Origin of the sequence: Capnocytophaga sp. oral taxon 338 str. F0234 (assembly GCF_000192225.1) — a bacterium.
GTDB lineage: Bacteria > Bacteroidota > Bacteroidia > Flavobacteriales > Flavobacteriaceae > Capnocytophaga.
Genome location: NZ_GL872418.1, coordinates 72,688 through 92,275 on the forward strand (window position 1 = coordinate 72,688; position 19,588 = coordinate 92,275).

Annotated in this window: 23 protein-coding genes and 2 tRNA genes; 7 read left to right on the top strand and 18 right to left on the bottom strand. The window is 35.9% G+C overall.

What is annotated here, in order from left to right:
* Positions 1-33: 33 nt before the first annotated feature.
* A complete protein-coding gene (accD, locus tag HMPREF9071_RS11215; protein WP_009401362.1) occupies positions 34-888 on the bottom strand; it encodes an acetyl-CoA carboxylase, carboxyltransferase subunit beta in 855 nt (284 codons plus the stop codon).
* Between the two features lie 301 nt (positions 889-1,189).
* Between accD and HMPREF9071_RS11220 the strand changes: the two genes are divergently transcribed.
* The 4 genes from HMPREF9071_RS11220 (at position 1,190) to HMPREF9071_RS11235 (ending at position 2,307) form a co-directional block, all read left to right on the top strand.
* Complete coding sequence (locus HMPREF9071_RS11220) at positions 1,190-1,516, top strand: YtxH domain-containing protein (RefSeq protein WP_040358728.1); 327 nt, start codon at positions 1,190-1,192, stop codon at positions 1,514-1,516.
* Between the two features lie 19 nt (positions 1,517-1,535).
* Positions 1,536-1,886, top strand: coding sequence for a hypothetical protein (locus HMPREF9071_RS11225; protein ID WP_009401364.1), 351 nt, complete (start codon positions 1,536-1,538; stop codon positions 1,884-1,886).
* A 5-nt stretch (positions 1,887-1,891) separates the two neighbouring features.
* Positions 1,892-2,131, top strand: a complete 240-nt coding sequence (locus HMPREF9071_RS11230; RefSeq protein ID WP_009401365.1) for a DUF6327 family protein — start codon at positions 1,892-1,894, stop codon at positions 2,129-2,131.
* Between the two features lie 102 nt (positions 2,132-2,233).
* Positions 2,234-2,307 (top strand) — tRNA-Ile (locus HMPREF9071_RS11235).
* 106 nt (positions 2,308-2,413) lie between these two features.
* Here the strand turns inward: HMPREF9071_RS11235 and clpB are convergent.
* From clpB to HMPREF9071_RS11260, 5 genes are all read right to left on the bottom strand, one after another.
* Positions 2,414-4,996, bottom strand: coding sequence for an ATP-dependent chaperone ClpB (gene clpB / locus HMPREF9071_RS11240; protein WP_009401366.1), 2,583 nt, complete (start codon positions 4,994-4,996; stop codon positions 2,414-2,416).
* Positions 4,997-5,512: 516 nt separating this feature from the next.
* Positions 5,513-6,289 carry an ADP-ribosylglycohydrolase family protein gene (locus HMPREF9071_RS11245; RefSeq protein WP_009401367.1) on the bottom strand — a complete coding sequence of 259 codons (777 nt, stop codon included), beginning with the start codon at positions 6,287-6,289 and terminating at the stop codon, positions 5,513-5,515.
* A 77-nt stretch (positions 6,290-6,366) separates the two neighbouring features.
* Positions 6,367-6,440, bottom strand: a tRNA-Ala gene (locus HMPREF9071_RS11250).
* A gap of 160 nt (positions 6,441-6,600) precedes the next feature.
* Complete coding sequence (locus HMPREF9071_RS11255; RefSeq protein ID WP_009401368.1) at positions 6,601-7,278, bottom strand: MIP/aquaporin family protein; 678 nt, start codon at positions 7,276-7,278, stop codon at positions 6,601-6,603.
* Positions 7,279-7,334: 56 nt separating this feature from the next.
* Positions 7,335-8,054: a YebC/PmpR family DNA-binding transcriptional regulator gene (locus tag HMPREF9071_RS11260; RefSeq protein ID WP_009401369.1), complete on the bottom strand. Its 720-nt coding sequence runs from the start codon at positions 8,052-8,054 to the stop codon at positions 7,335-7,337.
* Between the two features lie 220 nt (positions 8,055-8,274).
* On the opposite strand from HMPREF9071_RS11260, the gene HMPREF9071_RS11265 reads away from it, so the two are divergent.
* The 3 genes from HMPREF9071_RS11265 (at position 8,275) to HMPREF9071_RS11275 (ending at position 10,457) form a co-directional block, all read left to right on the top strand.
* The gene (locus HMPREF9071_RS11265; protein WP_009401370.1) at positions 8,275-8,526 is read left to right on the top strand and encodes a carboxypeptidase regulatory-like domain-containing protein; all 252 of its coding nucleotides are present in this window, start codon (positions 8,275-8,277) and stop codon (positions 8,524-8,526) included.
* A 100-nt stretch (positions 8,527-8,626) separates the two neighbouring features.
* Positions 8,627-9,985, top strand: coding sequence for a regulatory iron-sulfur-containing complex subunit RicT (locus HMPREF9071_RS11270; RefSeq protein ID WP_009401371.1), 1,359 nt, complete (start codon positions 8,627-8,629; stop codon positions 9,983-9,985).
* Positions 9,978-10,457 (top strand): gliding motility lipoprotein GldH, encoded by a 480-nt coding sequence (locus HMPREF9071_RS11275; RefSeq protein ID WP_009401372.1) that lies wholly within the window; start codon positions 9,978-9,980, stop codon positions 10,455-10,457. Before HMPREF9071_RS11270 ends, HMPREF9071_RS11275 begins: the two co-directional genes overlap by 8 nt.
* 153 nt (positions 10,458-10,610) lie before the next feature.
* On the opposite strand, the gene HMPREF9071_RS11280 is transcribed toward HMPREF9071_RS11275, so the two are convergent.
* The 12 genes from HMPREF9071_RS11280 to HMPREF9071_RS11340 form a co-directional block, all read right to left on the bottom strand.
* Positions 10,611-11,642: a hypothetical protein gene (locus HMPREF9071_RS11280; protein WP_216698070.1), complete on the bottom strand. Its 1,032-nt coding sequence runs from the start codon at positions 11,640-11,642 to the stop codon at positions 10,611-10,613.
* Positions 11,643-11,657: 15 nt separating this feature from the next.
* Complete coding sequence (locus HMPREF9071_RS11285; RefSeq protein WP_009401374.1) at positions 11,658-12,590, bottom strand: hypothetical protein; 933 nt, start codon at positions 12,588-12,590, stop codon at positions 11,658-11,660.
* Positions 12,591-12,841: 251 nt separating this feature from the next.
* Positions 12,842-13,843, bottom strand: coding sequence for a hypothetical protein (locus tag HMPREF9071_RS11290; protein WP_009401376.1), 1,002 nt, complete (start codon positions 13,841-13,843; stop codon positions 12,842-12,844).
* A gap of 214 nt (positions 13,844-14,057) precedes the next feature.
* A complete protein-coding gene (locus HMPREF9071_RS12575; RefSeq protein WP_009401377.1) occupies positions 14,058-14,627 on the bottom strand; it encodes a hypothetical protein in 570 nt (189 codons plus the stop codon).
* 151 nt (positions 14,628-14,778) lie between these two features.
* Complete coding sequence (locus HMPREF9071_RS11305) at positions 14,779-14,943, bottom strand: hypothetical protein (protein ID WP_009401378.1); 165 nt, start codon at positions 14,941-14,943, stop codon at positions 14,779-14,781.
* Positions 14,930-15,424 (bottom strand): hypothetical protein, encoded by a 495-nt coding sequence (locus HMPREF9071_RS11310; RefSeq protein ID WP_009401379.1) that lies wholly within the window; start codon positions 15,422-15,424, stop codon positions 14,930-14,932. The genes HMPREF9071_RS11305 and HMPREF9071_RS11310 overlap by 14 nt, the downstream gene beginning before the upstream one ends.
* Positions 15,425-15,443: 19 nt before the next feature.
* Positions 15,444-16,046 carry a hypothetical protein gene (locus HMPREF9071_RS11315; protein ID WP_009401380.1) on the bottom strand — a complete coding sequence of 201 codons (603 nt, stop codon included), beginning with the start codon at positions 16,044-16,046 and terminating at the stop codon, positions 15,444-15,446.
* Between the two features lie 87 nt (positions 16,047-16,133).
* On the bottom strand, positions 16,134-16,958 hold the full coding sequence (locus HMPREF9071_RS11320; RefSeq protein ID WP_009401381.1) for an alpha/beta hydrolase: 825 nt from the start codon (positions 16,956-16,958) through the stop codon (positions 16,134-16,136).
* Between the two features lie 65 nt (positions 16,959-17,023).
* A complete protein-coding gene (locus HMPREF9071_RS11325) occupies positions 17,024-17,746 on the bottom strand; it encodes a nitroreductase family protein (RefSeq protein WP_040358768.1) in 723 nt (240 codons plus the stop codon).
* Between the two features lie 31 nt (positions 17,747-17,777).
* Entirely contained in the window at positions 17,778-18,137 is a 360-nt protein-coding gene (locus tag HMPREF9071_RS11330) for a DUF1304 domain-containing protein (protein ID WP_040358771.1), read from the bottom strand.
* A gap of 14 nt (positions 18,138-18,151) precedes the next feature.
* Positions 18,152-19,129, bottom strand: a complete 978-nt coding sequence (locus tag HMPREF9071_RS11335; protein WP_009401385.1) for a bile acid:sodium symporter family protein — start codon at positions 19,127-19,129, stop codon at positions 18,152-18,154.
* Positions 19,113-19,496 (bottom strand): hypothetical protein, encoded by a 384-nt coding sequence (locus tag HMPREF9071_RS11340; protein ID WP_009401387.1) that lies wholly within the window; start codon positions 19,494-19,496, stop codon positions 19,113-19,115. Before HMPREF9071_RS11340 ends, HMPREF9071_RS11335 begins: the two co-directional genes overlap by 17 nt.
* Positions 19,497-19,588 lie beyond the last annotated feature (92 nt).

The window sequence follows — 19,588 nt, forward strand, 5'->3', positions numbered from 1 at the left end:
TTATTATAATTAGGTTTCTGACTTTCACTAAAACTATGCTCTTACGGGCAAGTTCATGATAAGGTCAATATACAGATTTACCTTATCCTTAAGTTCCTTACGGTTCACAATAAAATCCAAAAAGCCATGTTCTTGTACAAACTCTGCTGTTTGGAATCCTTCAGGGAGATCTTTCCCTGTAGTATCTTTAACTACGCGAGGTCCTGCAAAACCAATTAATGCACCCGGTTCAGCTATATTAATATCTCCCAACATAGCAAAGGAGGCAGTTACTCCTCCTGTAGTAGGGTCAGTACAAAGAGAAATATAAGGTAATCCTGCATCATCCAACTGTGCAAGCTTAGCAGATGTTTTCGCCATCTGCATAAGAGAAAAAGCTGCCTCCATCATACGAGCTCCTCCAGACTTGGATATCATCATAAAAGGCAAGCGATTATTAATAGCATAATCAATTCCGCGAGCAATCTTCTCTCCTACAACACTTCCCATAGACCCACCAATAAATTCAAAGTCCATGCAGGCAATCACAAGTTCCCTTCCTTTAGATTCTCCTACAGCACAACGAACAGCATCATATAAGTTTGTCTTCTTCTGGGCTTCCTTGAGGCGATCTTTGTATTTCTTTGTATCCTCAAAATCCAAAGGATCTTTGGATTTCATAGTTTTATCCAATTCACTGAATTTCCCATCAAAGAGAATTTCAAAATATTCCTTACTCCCTATACGTACATGATAACCATCTTCTGGGCTAATATAGAAATTCTGAGCAAGTTCTTCTGTCTCAATAATCTTACCCGTAGGAGATTTATACCATAAGCCCTGTGGAATATCCTTTTTCTCCTCAGTGGCTGTCTGTATTCCTTTTGTTTTTCGCTTAAACCAAGACATATGCGTTTTTTAATTTCTAAATTAAGAATACTGATTAACATCTTTTATCACTAAACATATTCAGTATCTCATCATTGAACTGGGCAAAATTACTATTTTTTTCCTAAACTAATTATACTCTTTGTGTTAATGTTCATAAGTTTTTTCTTTTACAAATCATAAAAATCTGACTTTTAACTTCTTAATATCCTTTTTCTTTTTACAAGAATAAAGTCATTCTTTTTACAAAAAATAACATCCTAAAATGATTATTTTTAGAAATAAAAGTGTATCTTTGCCCAACATTAAAAACTATTTAATCATGTCTAAAATAGGAAATACATTAGCAGGCTTAGTTGTAGGTGCTGCTATCGGACTAAGTGTAGGTATTCTCTTCGCTCCTGATGAAGGAAAGAAAACACGCAAACGCATTAGAAAATCATTAGAAGATGTTTCTGATGGTCTAAGAGATAGACTCACTCATTTGAATGAGAATTTAAAAGAAAAGAAATTAAAACTCAAGGGCACTTTAGAAGAAAATGTAGAAAGACTGCTATCCAAGTCTAGTTATAAGACAGAAGAGATTATTAACGCTCTAGAGAGAAAGTTAGAGGATCTCAAGAAAGCAAATGCTAAATTACAAAAATAACCCAAACTAAGTAATTATTATGGCACTGAGTGAACTAAAGGAAACAGCAAAAAACTTACCTAACGAAGTAGAGTCCACCATTGATTCCTATACGGAATATTATAAGCTATATATTTTCCGTATTATAGCCAAGTCAGCTGCAGGATTGGTGAGCCTATTTGTAGTAGGGCTTTTTGCCTTGGTTATTGCTTTTTTCCTAGCATGTGCCTCTGCTTTTGCCATAGGACAATGGCTCGGTAGTGATGCTTTAGGATTTTTAATCATGGGAGTTATATTCCTTATAGGCTTACTTATTATCTATAGGTTCCGTAGGTTTCTTATCCACAAACCTATATTAGGAAAATTATCTGAAATATATTTTAAAGAATAACCAACATGGAAAGGAAATATACCTCTTTTAATGAAATAGAGAAAGATCTGCGTGCCCTTAAACTAAAAAAGGACATAGATCTTGTATGCCTAAAAAGTGACTATCAATCACTCTTACGTAATCTTTCTATCAGTAAGTTGTTTTCAGATTCTATAGCACAACTAAAAGAGTCTATCATAAACAAGCAAAGGAGCCTACTCGCCTTGATAGGAGGTTTTTTGCTTAGAAGATTTTTTAACAGATAACCTTATTAAAATCAGCATTCTATATACTTCATTTAAAAAAGTAAAGTGTAAAATTTTGATATATGAGAAAAAGGTTGTAATTTTGCACCCTGAAAAAAGAGAGGTCTTGTAGCTCAGCTGGTTAGAGCACCTGACTCATAATCAGGGGGTCCTTGGTTCGAGCCCAAGCTGGACCACCTCAAATAAAAACACTTACATTTTTGTAAGTGTTTTTTCATTTTGAAAAAAAGAGATGCCCTAAGCTAAAGGACATCTCTTTCTCTAAGACTTATAAATATTTATTTAATCCTTATTTCTGAACACAAGCCCATTATCAAAGGAGTCTATAAGTACTATGCTTCCGGCTTTGATACTTCCCTTAAGAATTTCCTTAGAAAGAGCATTCATGACTTCCTTCTGTAGGACACGCTTTACAGGACGAGCTCCAAACTGTGGATCATATCCTTTCTTTGCTAAATAATCTATCGCTTCATCTGTAGCTTCTAAAAGGATATTCTCACGAGCTACCAACTTAATGATAGCATTGAGTTGTAAGCGAACAATTTGCTTAATATTTGCCTCAGTAAGAGGAGTGAACATTACTATATCATCTATACGGTTAATGAACTCAGGACGTACTGTCTGCTTAAGAAGCTGTAATACTTCATCTTTTGCCTTTTCGGTAGCTTGCTCTATATCCTTATTGTTCTCAAAACTTTCTTGAATAAGATGACTACCCATATTGGAGGTCATAATGATAATAGTATTCTTAAAATCAGCCGTACGACCTTTATTATCAGTAAGCCTTCCTTCGTCCAACACCTGCAAAAGGATATTAAAAGTATCAGGGTGTGCTTTTTCTATCTCATCAAGTAAAACTACGGAGTAAGGACGGCGACGTACAGCCTCGGTAAGTTGTCCTCCCTCATCATAGCCTACATATCCAGGAGGTGCTCCTACCAAACGACTCACAGCATGCTTTTCTTGATATTCACTCATATCAATACGTGTCATTGCATTCTCATCGTCAAAGAGATATTCAGCAAGTGCCTTGGCAAGCTCTGTTTTTCCGACTCCAGTGGTTCCCAAGAAAAGGAAGGAACCAATTGGTTTTTTAGGATCCTGTAAGCCTGCACGACTGCGGCGAATCGCATCGGAAACAGCTGCAATAGCTTCCTCTTGTCCTACAACCCTTTTATGCAACTCTTCCTCCAAATGAAGAAGTTTTTCTCTCTCACCTTGCATCATCTTAGTTACAGGTATTCCTGTCCATTTGGCAATCACCTCAGCTATATCCTCACGTGTTACCTCTTCCTTAATCATGGACATTTCATGTCCTTCTACTTCCTTCTGAAGGTCTTCAAGTTTTGCCTCTTCTTGCTTAATTTTCCCATAACGAAGCTCTGCTACTTTTCCATAGTTTCCCTCACGTTCAGCACGCTCGGCTTCTAACTTATAGTTTTCTATATTATTCTTAGCAGCCTGTATTTCATCTACCAAAGTTTTTTCTCCTTGCCATTTAGAAAATAAAGCATTACGTTCTTCTTTAAGGTTAGCAAGTTCTGCATTAAGCAATCGAAGCTTTTCCTCATCATTTTCTCGCTTAATCGCCTCTATTTCAATCTCTAATTGCATTATCTTACGGTCAAGTACATCCAACTCCTCTGGTTTGGAATTAATTTCCATACGGAGCTTAGCAGCCGCTTCATCCATCAGGTCAATAGCCTTATCAGGTAAGTAACGGTTAGGGATGTATCGCTCAGAGAGTTCCACAGCGGCAATAATAGCATCATCCTTAATACGTACCTTATGATGTGCTTCATATTTTTCTTTAATTCCTCGGAGAATAGAAATAGCACTCTCGGTATCTGGTTCTTCCACCATCACTTTTTGGAAACGACGCTCAAGAGCTTTATCTTTTTCAAAATACTTTTGGTATTCATCCAAAGTAGTAGCTCCGATTGCACGAAGTTCACCACGTGCCAAAGCAGGTTTTAGAATATTGGCAGCATCCATAGCTCCTTCTCCTCCACCCGCTCCTACAAGAGTATGTATTTCATCAATAAAAAGAATGATGTTTCCATCGGAAGAGGTAACCTCTTTCACTACCGATTTAAGTCGTTCCTCAAATTCTCCTTTATACTTTGCCCCTGCAATAAGGGCGCCCATATCCAAGGAGTAGATAGTCTTATCCTTAAGGTTTTCAGGTACATCTCCGTTAACAATACGATGTGCCAAACCTTCTGCGATAGCCGTTTTTCCTACCCCAGGTTCTCCTACGAGCATAGGATTATTCTTAGTACGGCGAGAAAGAATCTGAAGTACTCTACGGATTTCTTCATCACGACCAATAACGGGATCAAGCTTACCACTATGAGCAAGTTGGTTAAGGTTTTTAGCATATTTGTTAAGCGAGTTGTAAGTTTCCTCCGCGGAGGCAGAAGTTACACGCTCTCCCTTACGAAGTTCTGCAATCACTTTTTCAAACTCTTTCTCAGTTACACCCTGTTCCTTAAGAGCCTGTCCTACTTGGTTCTTAATTTTAAAGATAGCTAAAAGCAAATGTTCTATAGAGACATATTCATCATTCATCTTTTTAGCTATATTACTTGCCTCCGTAAGCACCTCCCCTGCAGTACGTGAAAGGGACATTTCCCCGCCCTGTACTTTAGGGTAGGAGTTAAGAACTTTCTCTACAGATTGATTAAGAGCTGTAACATTCACTTGCAACTTTTTGAGAATGAAAGGTAGCACATTGTTATCTACCTCTTGGATTCCCTTGAAGATATGCTCCACTTGGATATCTTGCTGCCCAAGACTTTGAGCGAGTTGCTGCGCTCTTTGAATAGCCTCTTGGGACTTAATAGTATAGTTATTAAAATTCATAGATTTCCCTTTAATTGTGATTTGTACTACAATTAACAAGAAATATTCCAAAAACAAAAATATGTCAATTTGTCATATTTTAGAAGGAGTGTTGGAAAGATACCAGAAATAAGCGTTGATTCCTAAAGGTTTGAGATACAAAAAAAATGACAGAGAGAAGAGGAGGAAATGTCAGGAAGGAGAATAAAAAATAATTAATTATCTTTGCAACATACTTGAGTTACAGAATATGAACCCTACACAAGAAAAAACATTCAAGAACAATTATGAGATATTATTGTAGAAATATTTTTCCAAAAAAACACTTGAAAAGAACCGTTTTTAGCCCTCTAAAAAGATGTTTTTGAAGAATAGCGCAAACTCTATGAGCGTATTATCCCTGTTATCTTTTACTTTAACACCAATCAATAGTAAAAAATATTTGTATAGTATAATCAATTAATGACCAACAATTTGTATCCTATAAATTAGTAAATAGTATTTTAATTACTGATCCGCATAATTACCTTTTACTTGTTATCCTTTACCTATTATCTTCTCTCTAAACTCCCTCACCACTTTATTAAACTCTTCCGTTAAGTAGCTCATGGCTTGGGTTTCTATGGCTGTAGGAATGCCATAATAGGCTTCGGCGATACTACCTGTAATAGCTGCAAGAGTATCACTGTCGCCTCCTATGGAGACAGCCAAGCGTAAGGCGCTCTCAAAGTCATGACTTTCTAAAAAACAGGTGATAGCCTGTGGAACAGTTCCTTGACAGGTTTCATTGAAGGAATAGTTTTTGCGTAGGACATCACAACTGGCAGAGAGGTCGTAACCATAGGTTTGTGTAACGGTTTGCTTGATTTTACCCTTTCCACGGCCCCTAAGTGCTAAGGCTATGACATGCGCTACACACTGGGCACCCTTGATCCCTTCGGGATGGTTATGGGTACATTCGGCACTCAGACGAGCGGCTTTTAGTACCTCTTCCAAAGAACTTAACCAACCACAAGGGGCTACTCGCATAGCGGAACCATTGCCAAAACTGTTATACGGTTGTGGGTTAGCACTATGCACCCACCGACCAAAGCGCACCCCATAAGCACCCATAGGTGAAGGATATTTTCTACACCAATAGAGCAGGCTGTCCTTAAAAGGTTTTCCTTGAAGAAGCGCATCGGCTACCGCAATGGTACATATAGTATCATCGGTAAAGCCGTTGTAAGGAGTAAATAGCTCAAAATCTGTCGTATGGATATTAGCAAATTCATAACGGGAGCCAACTATATCACCTATAATAGCACCTAACATAACGAATAATGATTAATGACCAATGACCAATGACTAATACCTAGAGGATTTGTCATTGGTCATTTGTAGTATTGAAGTGGAGAATACGGGATTCGAACCCGTGACCTTTTGCATGCCATGCAAACGCGCTAGCCAGCTGCGCCAATCCCCCAGAGTCAGTGGCAAAGATACAACTTTTCTCTTTAACCACCTAAATATTTTCTGTTTTTTTTCGTCGCCAATTCTCCTAGCATACAAGGCTCTTATTATAACCAATCTTTAGAGAACAATTACAAAGAATTAGCGCCTTTCCTATAAAGTCCAATCACTTCTTAATTCTTGATTTCAATCACTTTCCAAATACCTGCTGCACAACAAGCACCAATGAATGGTCCTACAATAAAAATCCAAAGATGTTGCAAAGCAGTACCTCCCGCATAAAGAGCTGGAGCAATACTACGCGCGGGATTCACTGAGGTACCTGTATAACGAATACAAGCTAAATGAATGAGTACCAAGCCTAAACCAATTGCCAAACCAGCGAATTTGTTCGTGGTACCATTATCCTTTGCTGTTGTTCCCAAAACGATAAGCACAAACACACAAGTAAAAATAATTTCAGCTAATAAACCACCTAATATTGTTACATTAGCATCCTGTAGGTCATTGGCTCCCGTACCTGTTAAACCTGCATTTGAGGTCAAAACATACAAAAGAGTTGAACCAATCAGTGCTCCAATCACTTGTGAGACCATATAGCCTACTGCATCTTTGCCACTCATACGCCCTGAAAGAAATACACCTAACGTAATGGCTGGATTGATATGACAACCTGAAATACCGCCAATGGTATAAGCCATGGCTACAACTGACAAACCAAAAGCCAGTGCTGTGCCAATCACTGTTGAAGGAATATCATTGGTACATCCTAAACTTACAGCAACACCACAACCCATTAAAACAAGTACCATCGTGCCAAACATTTCTGCTAAATACTTTTTCATATTCATTATATTACTAATTTTATTATTTCTAAGAAAAATATTTTTTATCAGAACTTACACCTTTATTCCTCGCTCTCTTTCATGGTATGATACACATTCTGAACGTCATCATCCTCTTCTATTTTTTCAAGGAGTTTTTCCACATCGGCTTGCTCTTCAGGAGTAAGCTCCTTAGTTACCTGTGGAATACGCTCAAAACCAGAAGAAAGAATCTCTATATTGCGACTTTCTAATTCCTTCTGGATAGCTCCAAAGCTCTCAAAAGGAGCATAAATTAAAATACCGTCCTCATCTACAAATACCTCTTCTGCACCAAAATCTATCATCTCCAACTCCAACTCCTCAGGATCTATCCCTTCTCCATTAATACGAAAATTACAAGTATGGTCAAACATAAATTCCACAGAACCTGAAGTACCTAAAGTGCCATTATATTTATTAAAATAGCTACGAATATTCGCCACAGTACGGTTGTTATTATCAGTAGCTGTTTCTATTAAAACAGCAATTCCATGAGGAGCATACCCCTCAAAAAGAATCTCTTTATAATTAGCTGTATCCTTTTCAGTAGCACGCTTAATGGCACGTTCTACATTTTCCTTAGGCATATTGGCTGCTTTCGCATTTTGCATAACGGCACGCAAGCGAGCATTAGTTTCAGGATGAGGACCTCCCTCTTTTACAGCCATTACAATATCTTTCCCTAACCGTGTAAATGTTTTCGCCATTGCAGCCCAACGCTTGAATTTGCGGGCTTTTCTAAATTCAAATGCTCTTCCCATTTTCTCTTCAATTATCTTGTTAAAATGCGTGCAAATATACGGCTTTTCTTGAAAAATTTCACCTAATATAGCTAAAAAATATTATCACTACTATATTTGTTTATATCTAATATAAAATAACAAAAAAGAATGTTAAATTCCTGTCGTAAAACAAAAAAATACTAACTTTGTACTGAGCTTTTTCATCATGGATAATTGATTCTCTTATTGTGATATTTTTATGAAATCTTTCTTCTTTTTATGCCTACTTATTCCTCTTTGTTGCTGGGGTCAGTTTAAAGTCACTGGTACCTTAACAGACAAAGAGGGGAAGATGGTTAGAGCAGTGTTCTCTCAAGGAGACGGGAGTTTTATCATGGAGAAATTATCAGTAGGGGAATATACCCTTACCGTTCATTCTGTTTTTTATGAGTTGTTCTCTTATAAGTTTTTTCTGCAAACGGATCTTTCTTTGGGAAAATACTCTCCTTGACAGAGAAAGTACAAGAACTTTCAGAAACTGTATATTTAACTTTTTATTCTTGACTTTTTTGCGTATTTTTGCCCTCTTAGAAAAGTATTATTTTCAATCAATGATTTACAACAACGAACCTTCACATAATAAAATAGCGTATAACTACGGAAGTGTCAAACTCTCCGTTTATGACTGGCTTTCCGATATCCCGCTGCCTGCTGGGCAAGAGGCTTTTGACTGCGTAGAAGTACGCTTTAAGAACAGCCGCAAGGAGTTTTTCCGAAATGTACATAAGCTCCCCTTACAAATAGGGGATATGGTGGCTACCGAAACCATTTCAGGCCATGACATAGGTACCGTTTCCCTCACTGGAGAGTTAGTGCGCATTCAGATGAAAAAGAAAAAAGCAGATGCACAATCACCTACTCTACCAAAAATATACCGTAAAGCAACAGAACGTGATATAGAAGTTTGGAAAGAACATCGTGCCAAAGAGGAGTTTTTACAGAAACGCTCCCGAGAGCTCGCTATCGCCTTAGGTCTAGAGATGAAAATTTCTGATGTGGAATATCAAGGAGATGGTTCAAAAGCGACTTTCTATTATACTGCTGAAGGTCGTGTAGATTTTCGTCAGCTTATCAAAGATATGGCTAAAGAATTCTCCACTCGTATAGAAATGCGACAAATAGGTTACCGCCAAGAAGCAGCACGTCTCGGTGGAATTGGCTCCAGTGGGAGAGAAATCAGTTGTTCCACTTGGCTCACCGAGTTCCGTAGCGTAACGACTGCCGCAGCGCGCTACCAGCAGCTCTCACTCAACCCCCAGAAATTGGCGGGACAATGTGGCAAACTCAAATGTGATCTCAATTTTGAGCTAGACTGTTATTTAGAAGCGCTTAAGGATTTCCCTCGTACCGATACTAAACTCTTGACTGATAAAGGGATTGCCTCTTGTCAGAAGGTAGATATCTTCAAGCGCTTAATGTGGTTCACCTATGAGGGTGATTTCATTAATTGGCATAAACTCACTGTAGATCAAGTAAAAGAAATTCTGGAATTAAACAAACAAAAACAACCTGTGGCAAGCCTTGAAGAGTATATGCAGGAGGAAGATAGCCCTGCTAAAACAACTCCTCTTGATAATTCTCAAGAAGGAAGCCTCACCCGTTTTGATGAAAAACCCAGAAAGTATAAATCCAAGAAAAGACAAAGTATCAAAAACACTCCTACTGATATAGAAAATACGGTTACAGAGACCATTCCTAATAAGGAAAAAGTACTACCTTCTATAAAAGAAATACCTGAAGAAGGAAAGCCATATCCTATTAATAAAAAACCCTTTTACAATCCTCCTCAAAAGCATATAAGTGCCCAACAAAGACAAGAGAAGGCATCCTCTCAAGGACAAAATCTTAAAAAAAACAGCAGGAAACCTTTCAAAAAACCCAGTAAAACTACTCCAAAATCCGATGAATAAGTCTTTTCTTTTCCTAATAACAATTCTCCTTTTGGTAAGTTGTGGAGAGAACATACAATATAGCGAATACGAAACCCTCCCTAAAGGGTGGAAAGCTCACAAACCTATTGCCTTTCGCTATGAGGCTACTGATACAGTACAGAAGCACAACCTCTTCATTATGCTAAGAAATAATAATGATTATCCTTATAGTAATATCTTTCTTATTACCAAAATGGAGTTCCCTAATAACCAGATCATAGTGGATACTTTGGAGTATGAGATGGCTACTGCTGAGGGTAAATGGTTGGGAGAAGGGGCTACTATCAAGAACAGTAAGTTATGGTATAAGGAGGGGGTTATCTTCCCCACCAAGGGAACCTATACATTTTCCATAGAACAGGCCGACCGCAGTTTAGGAAAGGAAAAAGGCGTGGAGAACCTACAAGGCATCACCGAAGTAGGATTCCAAATAGAGGGCAGTGGTCGGTAATAAGTCTCCAATAGTTAGTAGAGGCTGTGATGTTCCCTAAAAAATTAGCTCTTGCAGAAGAACTCCTTAAGCATGCTATATTTCCAAAGGAATTGCAGGAAAAAATGAAAACAACAGAAATGAGTATAATATGAGAAAGGTTGCTTTCATTTTTTAAATCTTTCTTGATTCATATATTATTTCGTTTATTTTTTCAGGATCATAATCTTCAAAAAGGATTTCTCCAAAGTCTTTTTGCGTTAGTTGAGCATTGAAAGGCTTTCTCTCATCCCACCAATAGGTGATATCTCCAAATCGGTGTAGAACAATCTTATTTTTACTATATTTAAAAGTGATATACTTTTCAGCGGTATATTCATCAGGTACTTCAGTATCTAATTCAATAGTGAAAAAATTGTCTTTAAAAGCAATTCTTTTGAAGAAAAAACCTTCCATACTTGGATAGATTTTTTCATTGTGAAAGAATTTGTACTTATCACCTCCTTGATGAATTAACAAGATAACAGGGGCAACCAAAGTCTTATGGTCATCAGACTTTAAATCGTTGTTATTTTTAAAAACAAGAAAGATATCTTTATAACCATCTTGATTGAGGTCGTGTTGATACATTTTTTTTAGCGTAAAGAGCTTAGATTTTTGTATGCGATTGATGACCTTAGTAATATTTTTAAATTGAATGATCTCCCCACTATCATTTTGAATGATCCCCCCTTCTGTTATGACGATGTCCTTAGGAGTGGTAATATTGGGAGTCTTATTAAGATTCCATTCTTTTATTTTTTTATCATCTAAAAATAAAGACGCTCCCAACTCATTATGGATGAAATTAATATGAGCAATGTTTTTAAGATGCAGTGTATCTAATATACGGAATTTTTCTACATCTTCATTTGAAAGAAACTTTTCTAAACTAAAAACAAAATAATGATAGTTCAATGGTTTGTAAACACTATAACAAAGACTATCAGATTTAAAATGATTACTATTTTTTATACATTCATAATCCGAAAGCTCATCACCGGCATAAAATTCTTTTCCTATAAAAATCTCATTTTTTGATGAATTTTCGTTCCCGACAGTTTCAGTAACTGTAGTGGTGGCTACACTATTGTCATACTGAACTTGCTGTTGCTGACAAGTACTTAACAATAGGAATGAGTATAATATGAGAAAGGTTGTTTTCACTTCAAAAGTTAAAAATTAAAATAATTTTAGTGTTTCAGGGTCATAATTTTCAAAAGAGACTTTTCCAAAGTCTTTTTGAGTTCGAATTATATCAAAATCATCAGATGCATTGTTGAAAATATTTGAAACCTCTACTTTGTAAAGAAAAATTTCATTTGTTTTATAATCTATTGAAAAAGTAGTGTATTTTATTTGTATTGGATCTGTAGAGGTATTTTCTTCAATAGTGAAAAAACGATTTTCAAAAGAAATATTTCTAAAACCTTCTCCACTTGTAATGGTTTTATTAATTATCTTACTATTAAAAAATAGTTTTTCTCTATTTTTATTACTTAAAACTATCTTTATGGTCGCAAAAAGATCATCATCTCCTGAATCATAAACAATAAACCTATCCTCAATGCCATCTTTGTTTATATCCATTTTTTTCCTAAAAAGAATCTTTCCTAAATCACTATCGTCATCACTAGGCATTACATCTCTTTTCCCTGCTAAAATATCATCATTTAATATTTTAGAAATTATAAAATGCCCGTCCTTATCTTTTTCTAATAAATAGTCTACACAAGTTTCTTTTTCATAAGTGTTTCCAAATAGTAAAAAACAACATCGGTATTCATTTTTGTTTTCTAAAGGTGTTATTTTTAATGTACTATTGAGAACATCAGCAAAAAAATCTTGTCCATTTATAAAAGGGTCGTAATCTAATGTCATATCAGCAGATAGTTCGTCAATCTTTTCCAACAATTGCTTGGAAACATATTGCTTGAAAAGTACTTTACGGCTATGTACCGAATCATTATACGCTGAGGAATAAAATGCTTTTAAAGTTGCTATAGCAACTTCTGTATCTGTAGGTGTAGGTTCGGTGGCTATATTATTAGCGTTCTTCTTATCTCTACAACTAATAAAAGTTATTAAAATAAATATGATAATAATTCTTTTCATAAAACGTGTTTAAACTTTTTTGAGGAACTTGGAGATAAACTCAAATAAGGAGCATTCCGATCCGAGTTATATCAAGAGATTCTATTTCATATAAATCATTGTAATTTCCTGCTTTAGAGCCCCCATTGCTATCATTTGTCCTTATATTATTATCACTCAAAAAAATGCTATTTGTAGTTACGGCTTTTTTTCTTGCTTGATAACCTGCTGATTTTCCTTTTTGGCGACAACGTGTATGACTACTATCCAGATTATTTTACAAATTCTCCTACCATTATTCTTCCTCCTCCTTTTTCTTTCTCGGAATTTCGGTATACGCCTCCTTTTAATACGATATATCTGTCCTTATAATAAGCGATAGGACGGGAAGCAGCAAAAAAGTTATCCGCTTCATAAGAATACCAATGATTCCCTTTATCAAAAGAGTAATTTAGTACTATATGAGGAGTGGAAGATTTATAATGGCATATAAAATCTTTATATTTATAATGTTCTATATCTTCTTCAGATTCAGTATATATTTCTCTTTCTTCTAAATTATACAAAGTGGCTTTATCTTTTAAAAAATTAAATTTCACCAAGAAAATATCATCGTTTTTAACTGACAAAACATCGTAATTCTGAGACAATACTTTTACTTCTTCCTTTTGGGTGAGAAGATTGTAAGTGTACAAGTTCTTGTTTTCTACATAATATAATGTATTATCTGAGTGTAATCGGTATTTTTTATGTTGCCAATTTTCAGGTATATTATATATTTTATGTGTCTCTATATCTGTAAACTTGGAAATATCATAAGATATACATTCTAAGATTTTCCCATTAAAAGCTCCATAAGAGAAAATAGCTCCATCATATTCTCCTATTTTTTCATAGTTTAAATTTGAATTATTTAACAAATAGGCATTTCTTTGATTGTCTGTTTTTTCAGTTTCAATTAAGCAATAGTCTTTAGTTACCGAAATGAAATAAATATTTTCATTAACAAATTCTATTTTGTGATATGTTTTTCCTAAGTCTTTTGATATAAAAATAATACCTGTCCGAGAAGGGGTACCTATCCCTTTAAAACCTGATAAAATTAATGTGTTTTCATCTACAAAATAGAACTCCTCGAATTCTATATCATAAGAATTTATACCAAATTCTTCATAAATGTCTGTAATTGCAATCCATTTTATATCTTTCCTTATGGTGCTTGTACATTGACAAAATAGTATAAAAAGTAGTATATAAATAATATTTCTTTGCATCTTTCTTTAAAGTTAATAAGTGGGAATTTTTGGAAACTTAGAGATTGATAGGATTCTTCTGTTTTTATAAAATTACCTTTATTAATTGAATCTGCTACTATAACTTGCTTATATCGAACTCATGTTGATTATCTTTTCTTAATATAATTGAATACATTATAGAAACAAACTAATATGATATAGCCATTACGCTTTATATTTCTACTAAGTAGATTCATATTATCTTTACTTCATTCTTAAAATCAATATTTTTTCCTACATACCAGCCTGTTATCATATCCATTACATCCTCTAAGTTATCCTTATGTGTTTGTTCCATAGTTGAAGAGGTACAGTTGAGGAATATCTCATATATTTCCTCTTTAGAAAAGCCTTTTGTATACAATTGCAAGGCATATTGTTTCAACTTTTCTGTAGGATTAGGTTCACATAATAGGTCTTCTATATTTCTTCTTTGAATATCTTGAAAAAAGAGATAATTCAGCCAAAAATCGCTGTCAAAAGTAATTTTTCCTGCCAATAAAAGTGCTGCTTTTTCTTTCCACTGCACCACAGAAGGCAAAAGAGCTTTCTTGCTAAATAAATTATCTATACGCTCCCGATACTTCTCCATATCATTTGAGATACACACTTCACCAATAAAGTAATACAAACAATGCAGGAAGAACTCTTGTTCAGGGCACACCTCGTCATTGACTAACAGGAAAACTAAATCGTCGTTCTCTCCATTCATCACATAAGAATCCCAATCAGAGGCAGACCTTTTTTCATTATGGGCTAACACAAAAAGTACATCTTCATTGTCGGGTTCATAAAGGTTTTTTTATCATAGTTCAGCAAAATCTAAAAATTTAGATAGTTCAGCTAGTTGTAAAAAGAGCTTCTTTGAGTTTCTCATTCACCTTAAATGAGGAAATATCTTTCACCACATCCTCTTAATGATTAAGCGCTTGTATCTTCAACACATCCGAAAATTGAAGAGTGTAGTTTTCAGGAAATTTCACATCTTCATTATTCCCTATCACAAAACGATAAGCAAAAGTAAAATACTTCCGCCACAACTTATCATCCTCTTTAAAGATAATTCTAAAATAAGCCATAATCTATTTGTATATAAATATTCACAATACTCAATTTCTGAAAAGCGTTCTCAAACTTATATTTATCGCAAAAAAAAGCTCTTTCTTGTAAAAAAGATTTTGCCTGCTCAGCAGAGGAAAAAAGAGAATATTCATTAAGTTGTTTTCTATATTCTACACAAAAAGAATTGTTCATTCTTAGAATCTCATTGTATATGATTGAAAAGTCTATATAGAAATCATCATTTGGTTCATATAAATAGCCACAATCTACACCTATCTGTTTAAAATCGAGGTATTTACAATTATCTTCACTGAAGTATAACAAATGAAGATTATTTTTCATAAAACTTTTCTTTTCTTTTAAAAGACACTCAAGATATTTTGCTTCCACAAAATAATCATCAACTATAGGATATTGAAAGGAATATTGCCCCCATAGAGAAATATTTCTATCAAAACCTAAGTAATTAGTATTATCTGTTAAAATGACTCCTTTCATTGCCACTTGTATTTTGCCATTACACCACCTCTCCCATTTCTAAAAACACTACATTCTCATAGCCTTGTACCTCACAAAAAGTCTTTACCTTTTCCGTACAGAGCTCCAATCCAGACCCTTTAAGCGTAAAGAAATCATAATTCCTTACTACTTCTTTACTAAAGAAAATTCCTTTTCCTTCTTTTCGGGGAATGAGAATATCTCCTCGTAAATCGGCAACACCTATGAGTTCTTCAATACCTCTCTCACTCCTTACAATAGTACTCTGTGGTAGGCAGTCAAAGTATTCAGGAGCATAGAAAGCTACTAAAGAAACTTTTTCTTGAGGCAACCAACGCAGGCGCTTAGGGTCCTTAGCAGTAAGTTCTTTTTGAGTTTTATTAATGCGCAAAGGCACTGCTTTAAGAGTGCTAAAATGCTTATGTAAAGCTTCAAATACACTTGCTTTACAGATGTCTGCTCCAATACAATTTACAAAATCGCCTATTTTTTTACCTCCACTACACCAGTCGTCCCACCATACATCAAGGACTTCTACTTCTCTAACATATTGTTTGTTACTCTGTCTCATACAAGCAAAACCTTCATTTCCTACAATATTGGTAATTTTATATATTTTCATTTGATAAATTAGTTATTAATGTTTAGTCATTAGTAAATTGGGGTACATCGGCACATCGACAAATTGACAAATCGGCAAATCAACTCATTATCTCAAGTTTTTCAGCATAAATTGTGTCATCATCTCTGCTGCTTGCGCTTCTTTCGACGTAAACAAATGGTCTCCCTTTTCAATGAGACTTACTTTACAATGTTTATAGAAATAAGGCAGATTTTCACTGTAAGTATAAGAGAGCATTCTATCGCCCGTACCGTGAATTACCAATACATTGCCTTTATATGCTCTCGCTTTCTGAATGAGTTTGCACCGTTGTGCTGAGAGGATATAGTCCTTCCCTACAGTTACCTTCCCTCCAAAAAAGGAAAGCTCCTCAGGTACGTTCAATGGGTCGAAAGTGGCATCGAACAGTACCCCTTGTGATAGTATGTCGTGAATTGTAGAAGCAGGTGCTAATAAGCCTAATGCTTTAACGTTTTTCTTTCCTAATTCTGCACTCAAAAGCATCGCTATAGCCCCTCCTTGCGAGTGTCCTATCAAGCCTATCTTACCTACGAAAGGGAGTCTTTTAGTAAATGCCATTATGCGCCGTGCATCTTCTAACTCATTATCTAACGACATTTTCTTAAAATCTCCTTCACTTTCGCCGTGTGCGTTAAAGTCAAAGCGTACTGAGGCAATACCGTGTGCCGCTAAGCTATCTGCCAAAGTAGCATATAGCTTTTTGTCTTTATTGCTAGTCAGTGCGTGAAAGATAATCACAGTAGGGATTTTCTGAGACTTTTTCACAGTATCAGGGGTGATTACCACTCCATGAAGTGTTCCCACTGCTCCCTGAATAGTTACAGGTTCTGTTTTAGCATTTGCCAAGTTAATAGCAACTAAAAAAGTAAAAATTATATTCCTAAGTTTCATATATTTGAATTATTAAACAGTTATTAGTATCTAACCATTATTCATTAACCATTATTCATTAACCATTAATCATTATGTCTGTACACTTCCTCAAACGGCAATCTAAACCTTTCGCCCCAGATACCGCGCTGTTCACGAAGTCCACAAGTAATCACCATATTCACTTCCGCTCCGCAAGGCAAGTGTAACAACTTCTTAATGCGTCTGCTATCGTAACCCTCTAACGGACACGTATCGTAACCCTCCTCTGCCATGGCTAGCATAAAGGTCTGTGCTACGAGTCCACAGCTTTTGTGTACACTTACGCGAATATCGCCTTCCGAGAGCTGTTGCATCATAGGTCGAAACCAACTGGTAACCACCCCAAATGCTTTGCGGAAGAGTCCTAGTAGCCCAAAAAATCTACTATACACAAAAGGCATCAGTTTACTGTAATATGCCTCTTTATCTTTAATACGCTTGGCTTGCCTTTCGGGCGGACTGTTACGCTGTACGTTACCTCGTTCAAATTCTAAAATCATCTCGGCATGCTGGCGGTGCTTGTCTTGACGGGTAACAAATATGACCATTTGCTGGGCTGTAATGGCCGTACGCTGGTCAAGGCAGGCATGGGCGAGCTTCTTGAGCAGTTCTTTGTCGGTGATGTGGTACAACTCATAGAGTTGCATATTGGAGCTGGTAGGCGCCAGTGTGGCGAGTTTAAGACATTCGCGCACCTTCTCCTCACTTATGGGTGTAGGCGCATAATAACGCACCGCTCTCCTAAAGTTCAATATATCTTTTAACATAATATCAGTAATTAATAATGTTTTACTAATTTTACACATTCCAATACACACATACTATTACCAACAACGCTAGCAATGCTTGCGCAAAAAATATCTTTTTAGATGCGGTAGGTCCGCCATAAATCCACGCTACCGCTACACAGCCTAAGAAAAAGAGGCGCATATTGAGGTTCCACTGGGAATCGGAGATATAGGAACTCCACACAAGCCCCACTACTAAAAAGCCGTTATACAAACCTTGATTAGTGGTAAGTCCTTTGGTTTCAGGAAATAGGTGTTCTGGCAGAGACTTGAAAAACAATTTACCACGGGTCTCCCAAGCAAACATCTCCATATACAAGATGTACAAATGCTCTACAGCTACTAAAATTGTTAAAATTCTTCCTATCATATATCTGTTATGCATTATGTTTCTTTCATTTGCCCTAAACGATTTGCTAGCCAGCTTACGTAAAAGAGTTGAAAACTGTGATACAGCATGATAGGGAGCAGATAGAGTACTTTTTGGGTTTCAGGAATCCCTAAGACCATTACAAAGAGGCTCCCATGTACCAGTGACTTCTTAGACCCACAGAAGGTCGCTGTAATAGTATCCTCTCTATTAAAACCTAAAGCCTGTGCAATACGTTTGAGTATAGCATACACTACAAAGAATAACCCTACCGAAGCGAGGGCAATAATCACAAAAGTTATAGGAGAAACAGAAAGGAATATCCGCTTAACAAAAGCATCAGAAAAGCTCTCATATACAATGAGCAAAATGATAAATCGGTCAAACTGCCCTATCCATTTGTTATATTTATCCACCCATTTCTTCAAAAGTGGATTCAAAAGGAGTCCTAATATGATAGGTAATAATACTTTTAATAATAATTGTTGGATAATTTCTCCTTGATTGACCTCTGCAGAGGCATTCCCTAAGAAAAATCCCATAAGCAAAGGTGTGGCTACAATCCCAATAAGCCCCGATATGGAAGCATTAAATATAGCTGAGGTAATATTGCCTTTAGCAATAGAGACCATCACCACTGAGGACGACACAGTGGAAGGTAGACTTGCTAAAAAGAAAATGGAAAGCCATACCAATTGGTACTCTGTTCCCTTGGCAAGGGGATAAAACAAAACTACCAAGAGCGGAAAGAGGACAAAAGTACCCAGTTGTACCAATAAATGTAGTTTCCAGTTTTTTATATCCCGAAAGACTTCTTTAATATTGAGTTTCAGTCCGTAGAGCAAGAAGATGATACAAATTCCCCAGTCAATAAAGCGATTCAAGTTAAAAACCGTATTGTATTCATCTCTATAAGGGACAATTCTCGCCAAGACGATCATACCGACTAAGGCAAAGAGGAAGTTGTTTTGTTTGTTAAAGATTTTTTTCATTTTGAGTATTTTGTTTTTTTAATCGGCTTAATAAGATGAATAATAGGACATAGCCTATACTTATACTACCCCATATAAGCAAAGTTCTCAAAGGACGATAGGGCAAATGCTGTAATATCTCTAAGGAAAGTAACCCATAAGGCAGCAAAAAGAGTCCTTTCTTCCATTGGAATAGTAAAAAGGCGAGCAGTAACCCTATAGGGTTGAAATAATAATACACAAAATAAACAAATGAACTCCATGAGACACCATGTATAGTGGTATAAGAGAAGTATTTTTCATAGAAAGCACTTATTAAGGTCTGTACTCCTATAGGTAAGAGCCAACATCCTACTAAAGCTAAAGTATAGAATAGACATTTTTCCATAAGAATGTTTTCTTTCTCTTTCTATTAAGAGTAAAGCATAGAATTTAAATAAATTTTTATCAAATAGAAAAGCGATACTTTTGTATCGCCTT

What these genes read in the sequence shown, in the direction of transcription:
- HMPREF9071_RS11335 (WP_009401385.1), bottom strand. Translation starts at nt 19,129, where the DNA reads ATGAAAAAAATCTTTAACAAACAAAACAACTTCCTCTTTGCCTTAGTC.
- HMPREF9071_RS11320 (WP_009401381.1), bottom strand. Translation starts at nt 16,958, where the DNA reads ATGAAACTTAGGAATATAATTTTTACTTTTTTAGTTGCTATTAACTTG.
- HMPREF9071_RS11340 (WP_009401387.1), bottom strand. Translation starts at nt 19,496, where the DNA reads ATGGAAAAATGTCTATTCTATACTTTAGCTTTAGTAGGATGTTGGCTC.
- HMPREF9071_RS11325 (WP_040358768.1), bottom strand. Translation starts at nt 17,746, where the DNA reads ATGTTAAAAGATATATTGAACTTTAGGAGAGCGGTGCGTTATTATGCG.
- HMPREF9071_RS11330 (WP_040358771.1), bottom strand. Translation starts at nt 18,137, where the DNA reads ATGATAGGAAGAATTTTAACAATTTTAGTAGCTGTAGAGCATTTGTAC.
- HMPREF9071_RS11290 (WP_009401376.1), bottom strand. Translation starts at nt 13,843, where the DNA reads ATGCAAAGAAATATTATTTATATACTACTTTTTATACTATTTTGTCAA.
- clpB (WP_009401366.1), bottom strand. Translation starts at nt 4,996, where the DNA reads ATGAATTTTAATAACTATACTATTAAGTCCCAAGAGGCTATTCAAAGA.
- HMPREF9071_RS11245 (WP_009401367.1), bottom strand. Translation starts at nt 6,289, where the DNA reads ATGTTAGGTGCTATTATAGGTGATATAGTTGGCTCCCGTTATGAATTT.
- HMPREF9071_RS11305 (WP_009401378.1), bottom strand. Translation starts at nt 14,943, where the DNA reads ATGGCTTATTTTAGAATTATCTTTAAAGAGGATGATAAGTTGTGGCGG.
- HMPREF9071_RS11220 (WP_040358728.1), top strand. Translation starts at nt 1,190, where the DNA reads ATGTCTAAAATAGGAAATACATTAGCAGGCTTAGTTGTAGGTGCTGCT.
- HMPREF9071_RS11310 (WP_009401379.1), bottom strand. Translation starts at nt 15,424, where the DNA reads ATGAAAGGAGTCATTTTAACAGATAATACTAATTACTTAGGTTTTGAT.
- HMPREF9071_RS11230 (WP_009401365.1), top strand. Translation starts at nt 1,892, where the DNA reads ATGGAAAGGAAATATACCTCTTTTAATGAAATAGAGAAAGATCTGCGT.
- HMPREF9071_RS11225 (WP_009401364.1), top strand. Translation starts at nt 1,536, where the DNA reads ATGGCACTGAGTGAACTAAAGGAAACAGCAAAAAACTTACCTAACGAA.
- HMPREF9071_RS11255 (WP_009401368.1), bottom strand. Translation starts at nt 7,278, where the DNA reads ATGAATATGAAAAAGTATTTAGCAGAAATGTTTGGCACGATGGTACTT.
- accD (WP_009401362.1), bottom strand. Translation starts at nt 888, where the DNA reads ATGTCTTGGTTTAAGCGAAAAACAAAAGGAATACAGACAGCCACTGAG.
- HMPREF9071_RS11275 (WP_009401372.1), top strand. Translation starts at nt 9,978, where the DNA reads ATGAATAAGTCTTTTCTTTTCCTAATAACAATTCTCCTTTTGGTAAGT.
- HMPREF9071_RS11315 (WP_009401380.1), bottom strand. Translation starts at nt 16,046, where the DNA reads ATGAAAATATATAAAATTACCAATATTGTAGGAAATGAAGGTTTTGCT.
- HMPREF9071_RS11285 (WP_009401374.1), bottom strand. Translation starts at nt 12,590, where the DNA reads ATGAAAAGAATTATTATCATATTTATTTTAATAACTTTTATTAGTTGT.
- HMPREF9071_RS11270 (WP_009401371.1), top strand. Translation starts at nt 8,627, where the DNA reads ATGATTTACAACAACGAACCTTCACATAATAAAATAGCGTATAACTAC.
- HMPREF9071_RS11265 (WP_009401370.1), top strand. Translation starts at nt 8,275, where the DNA reads ATGAAATCTTTCTTCTTTTTATGCCTACTTATTCCTCTTTGTTGCTGG.
- HMPREF9071_RS11260 (WP_009401369.1), bottom strand. Translation starts at nt 8,054, where the DNA reads ATGGGAAGAGCATTTGAATTTAGAAAAGCCCGCAAATTCAAGCGTTGG.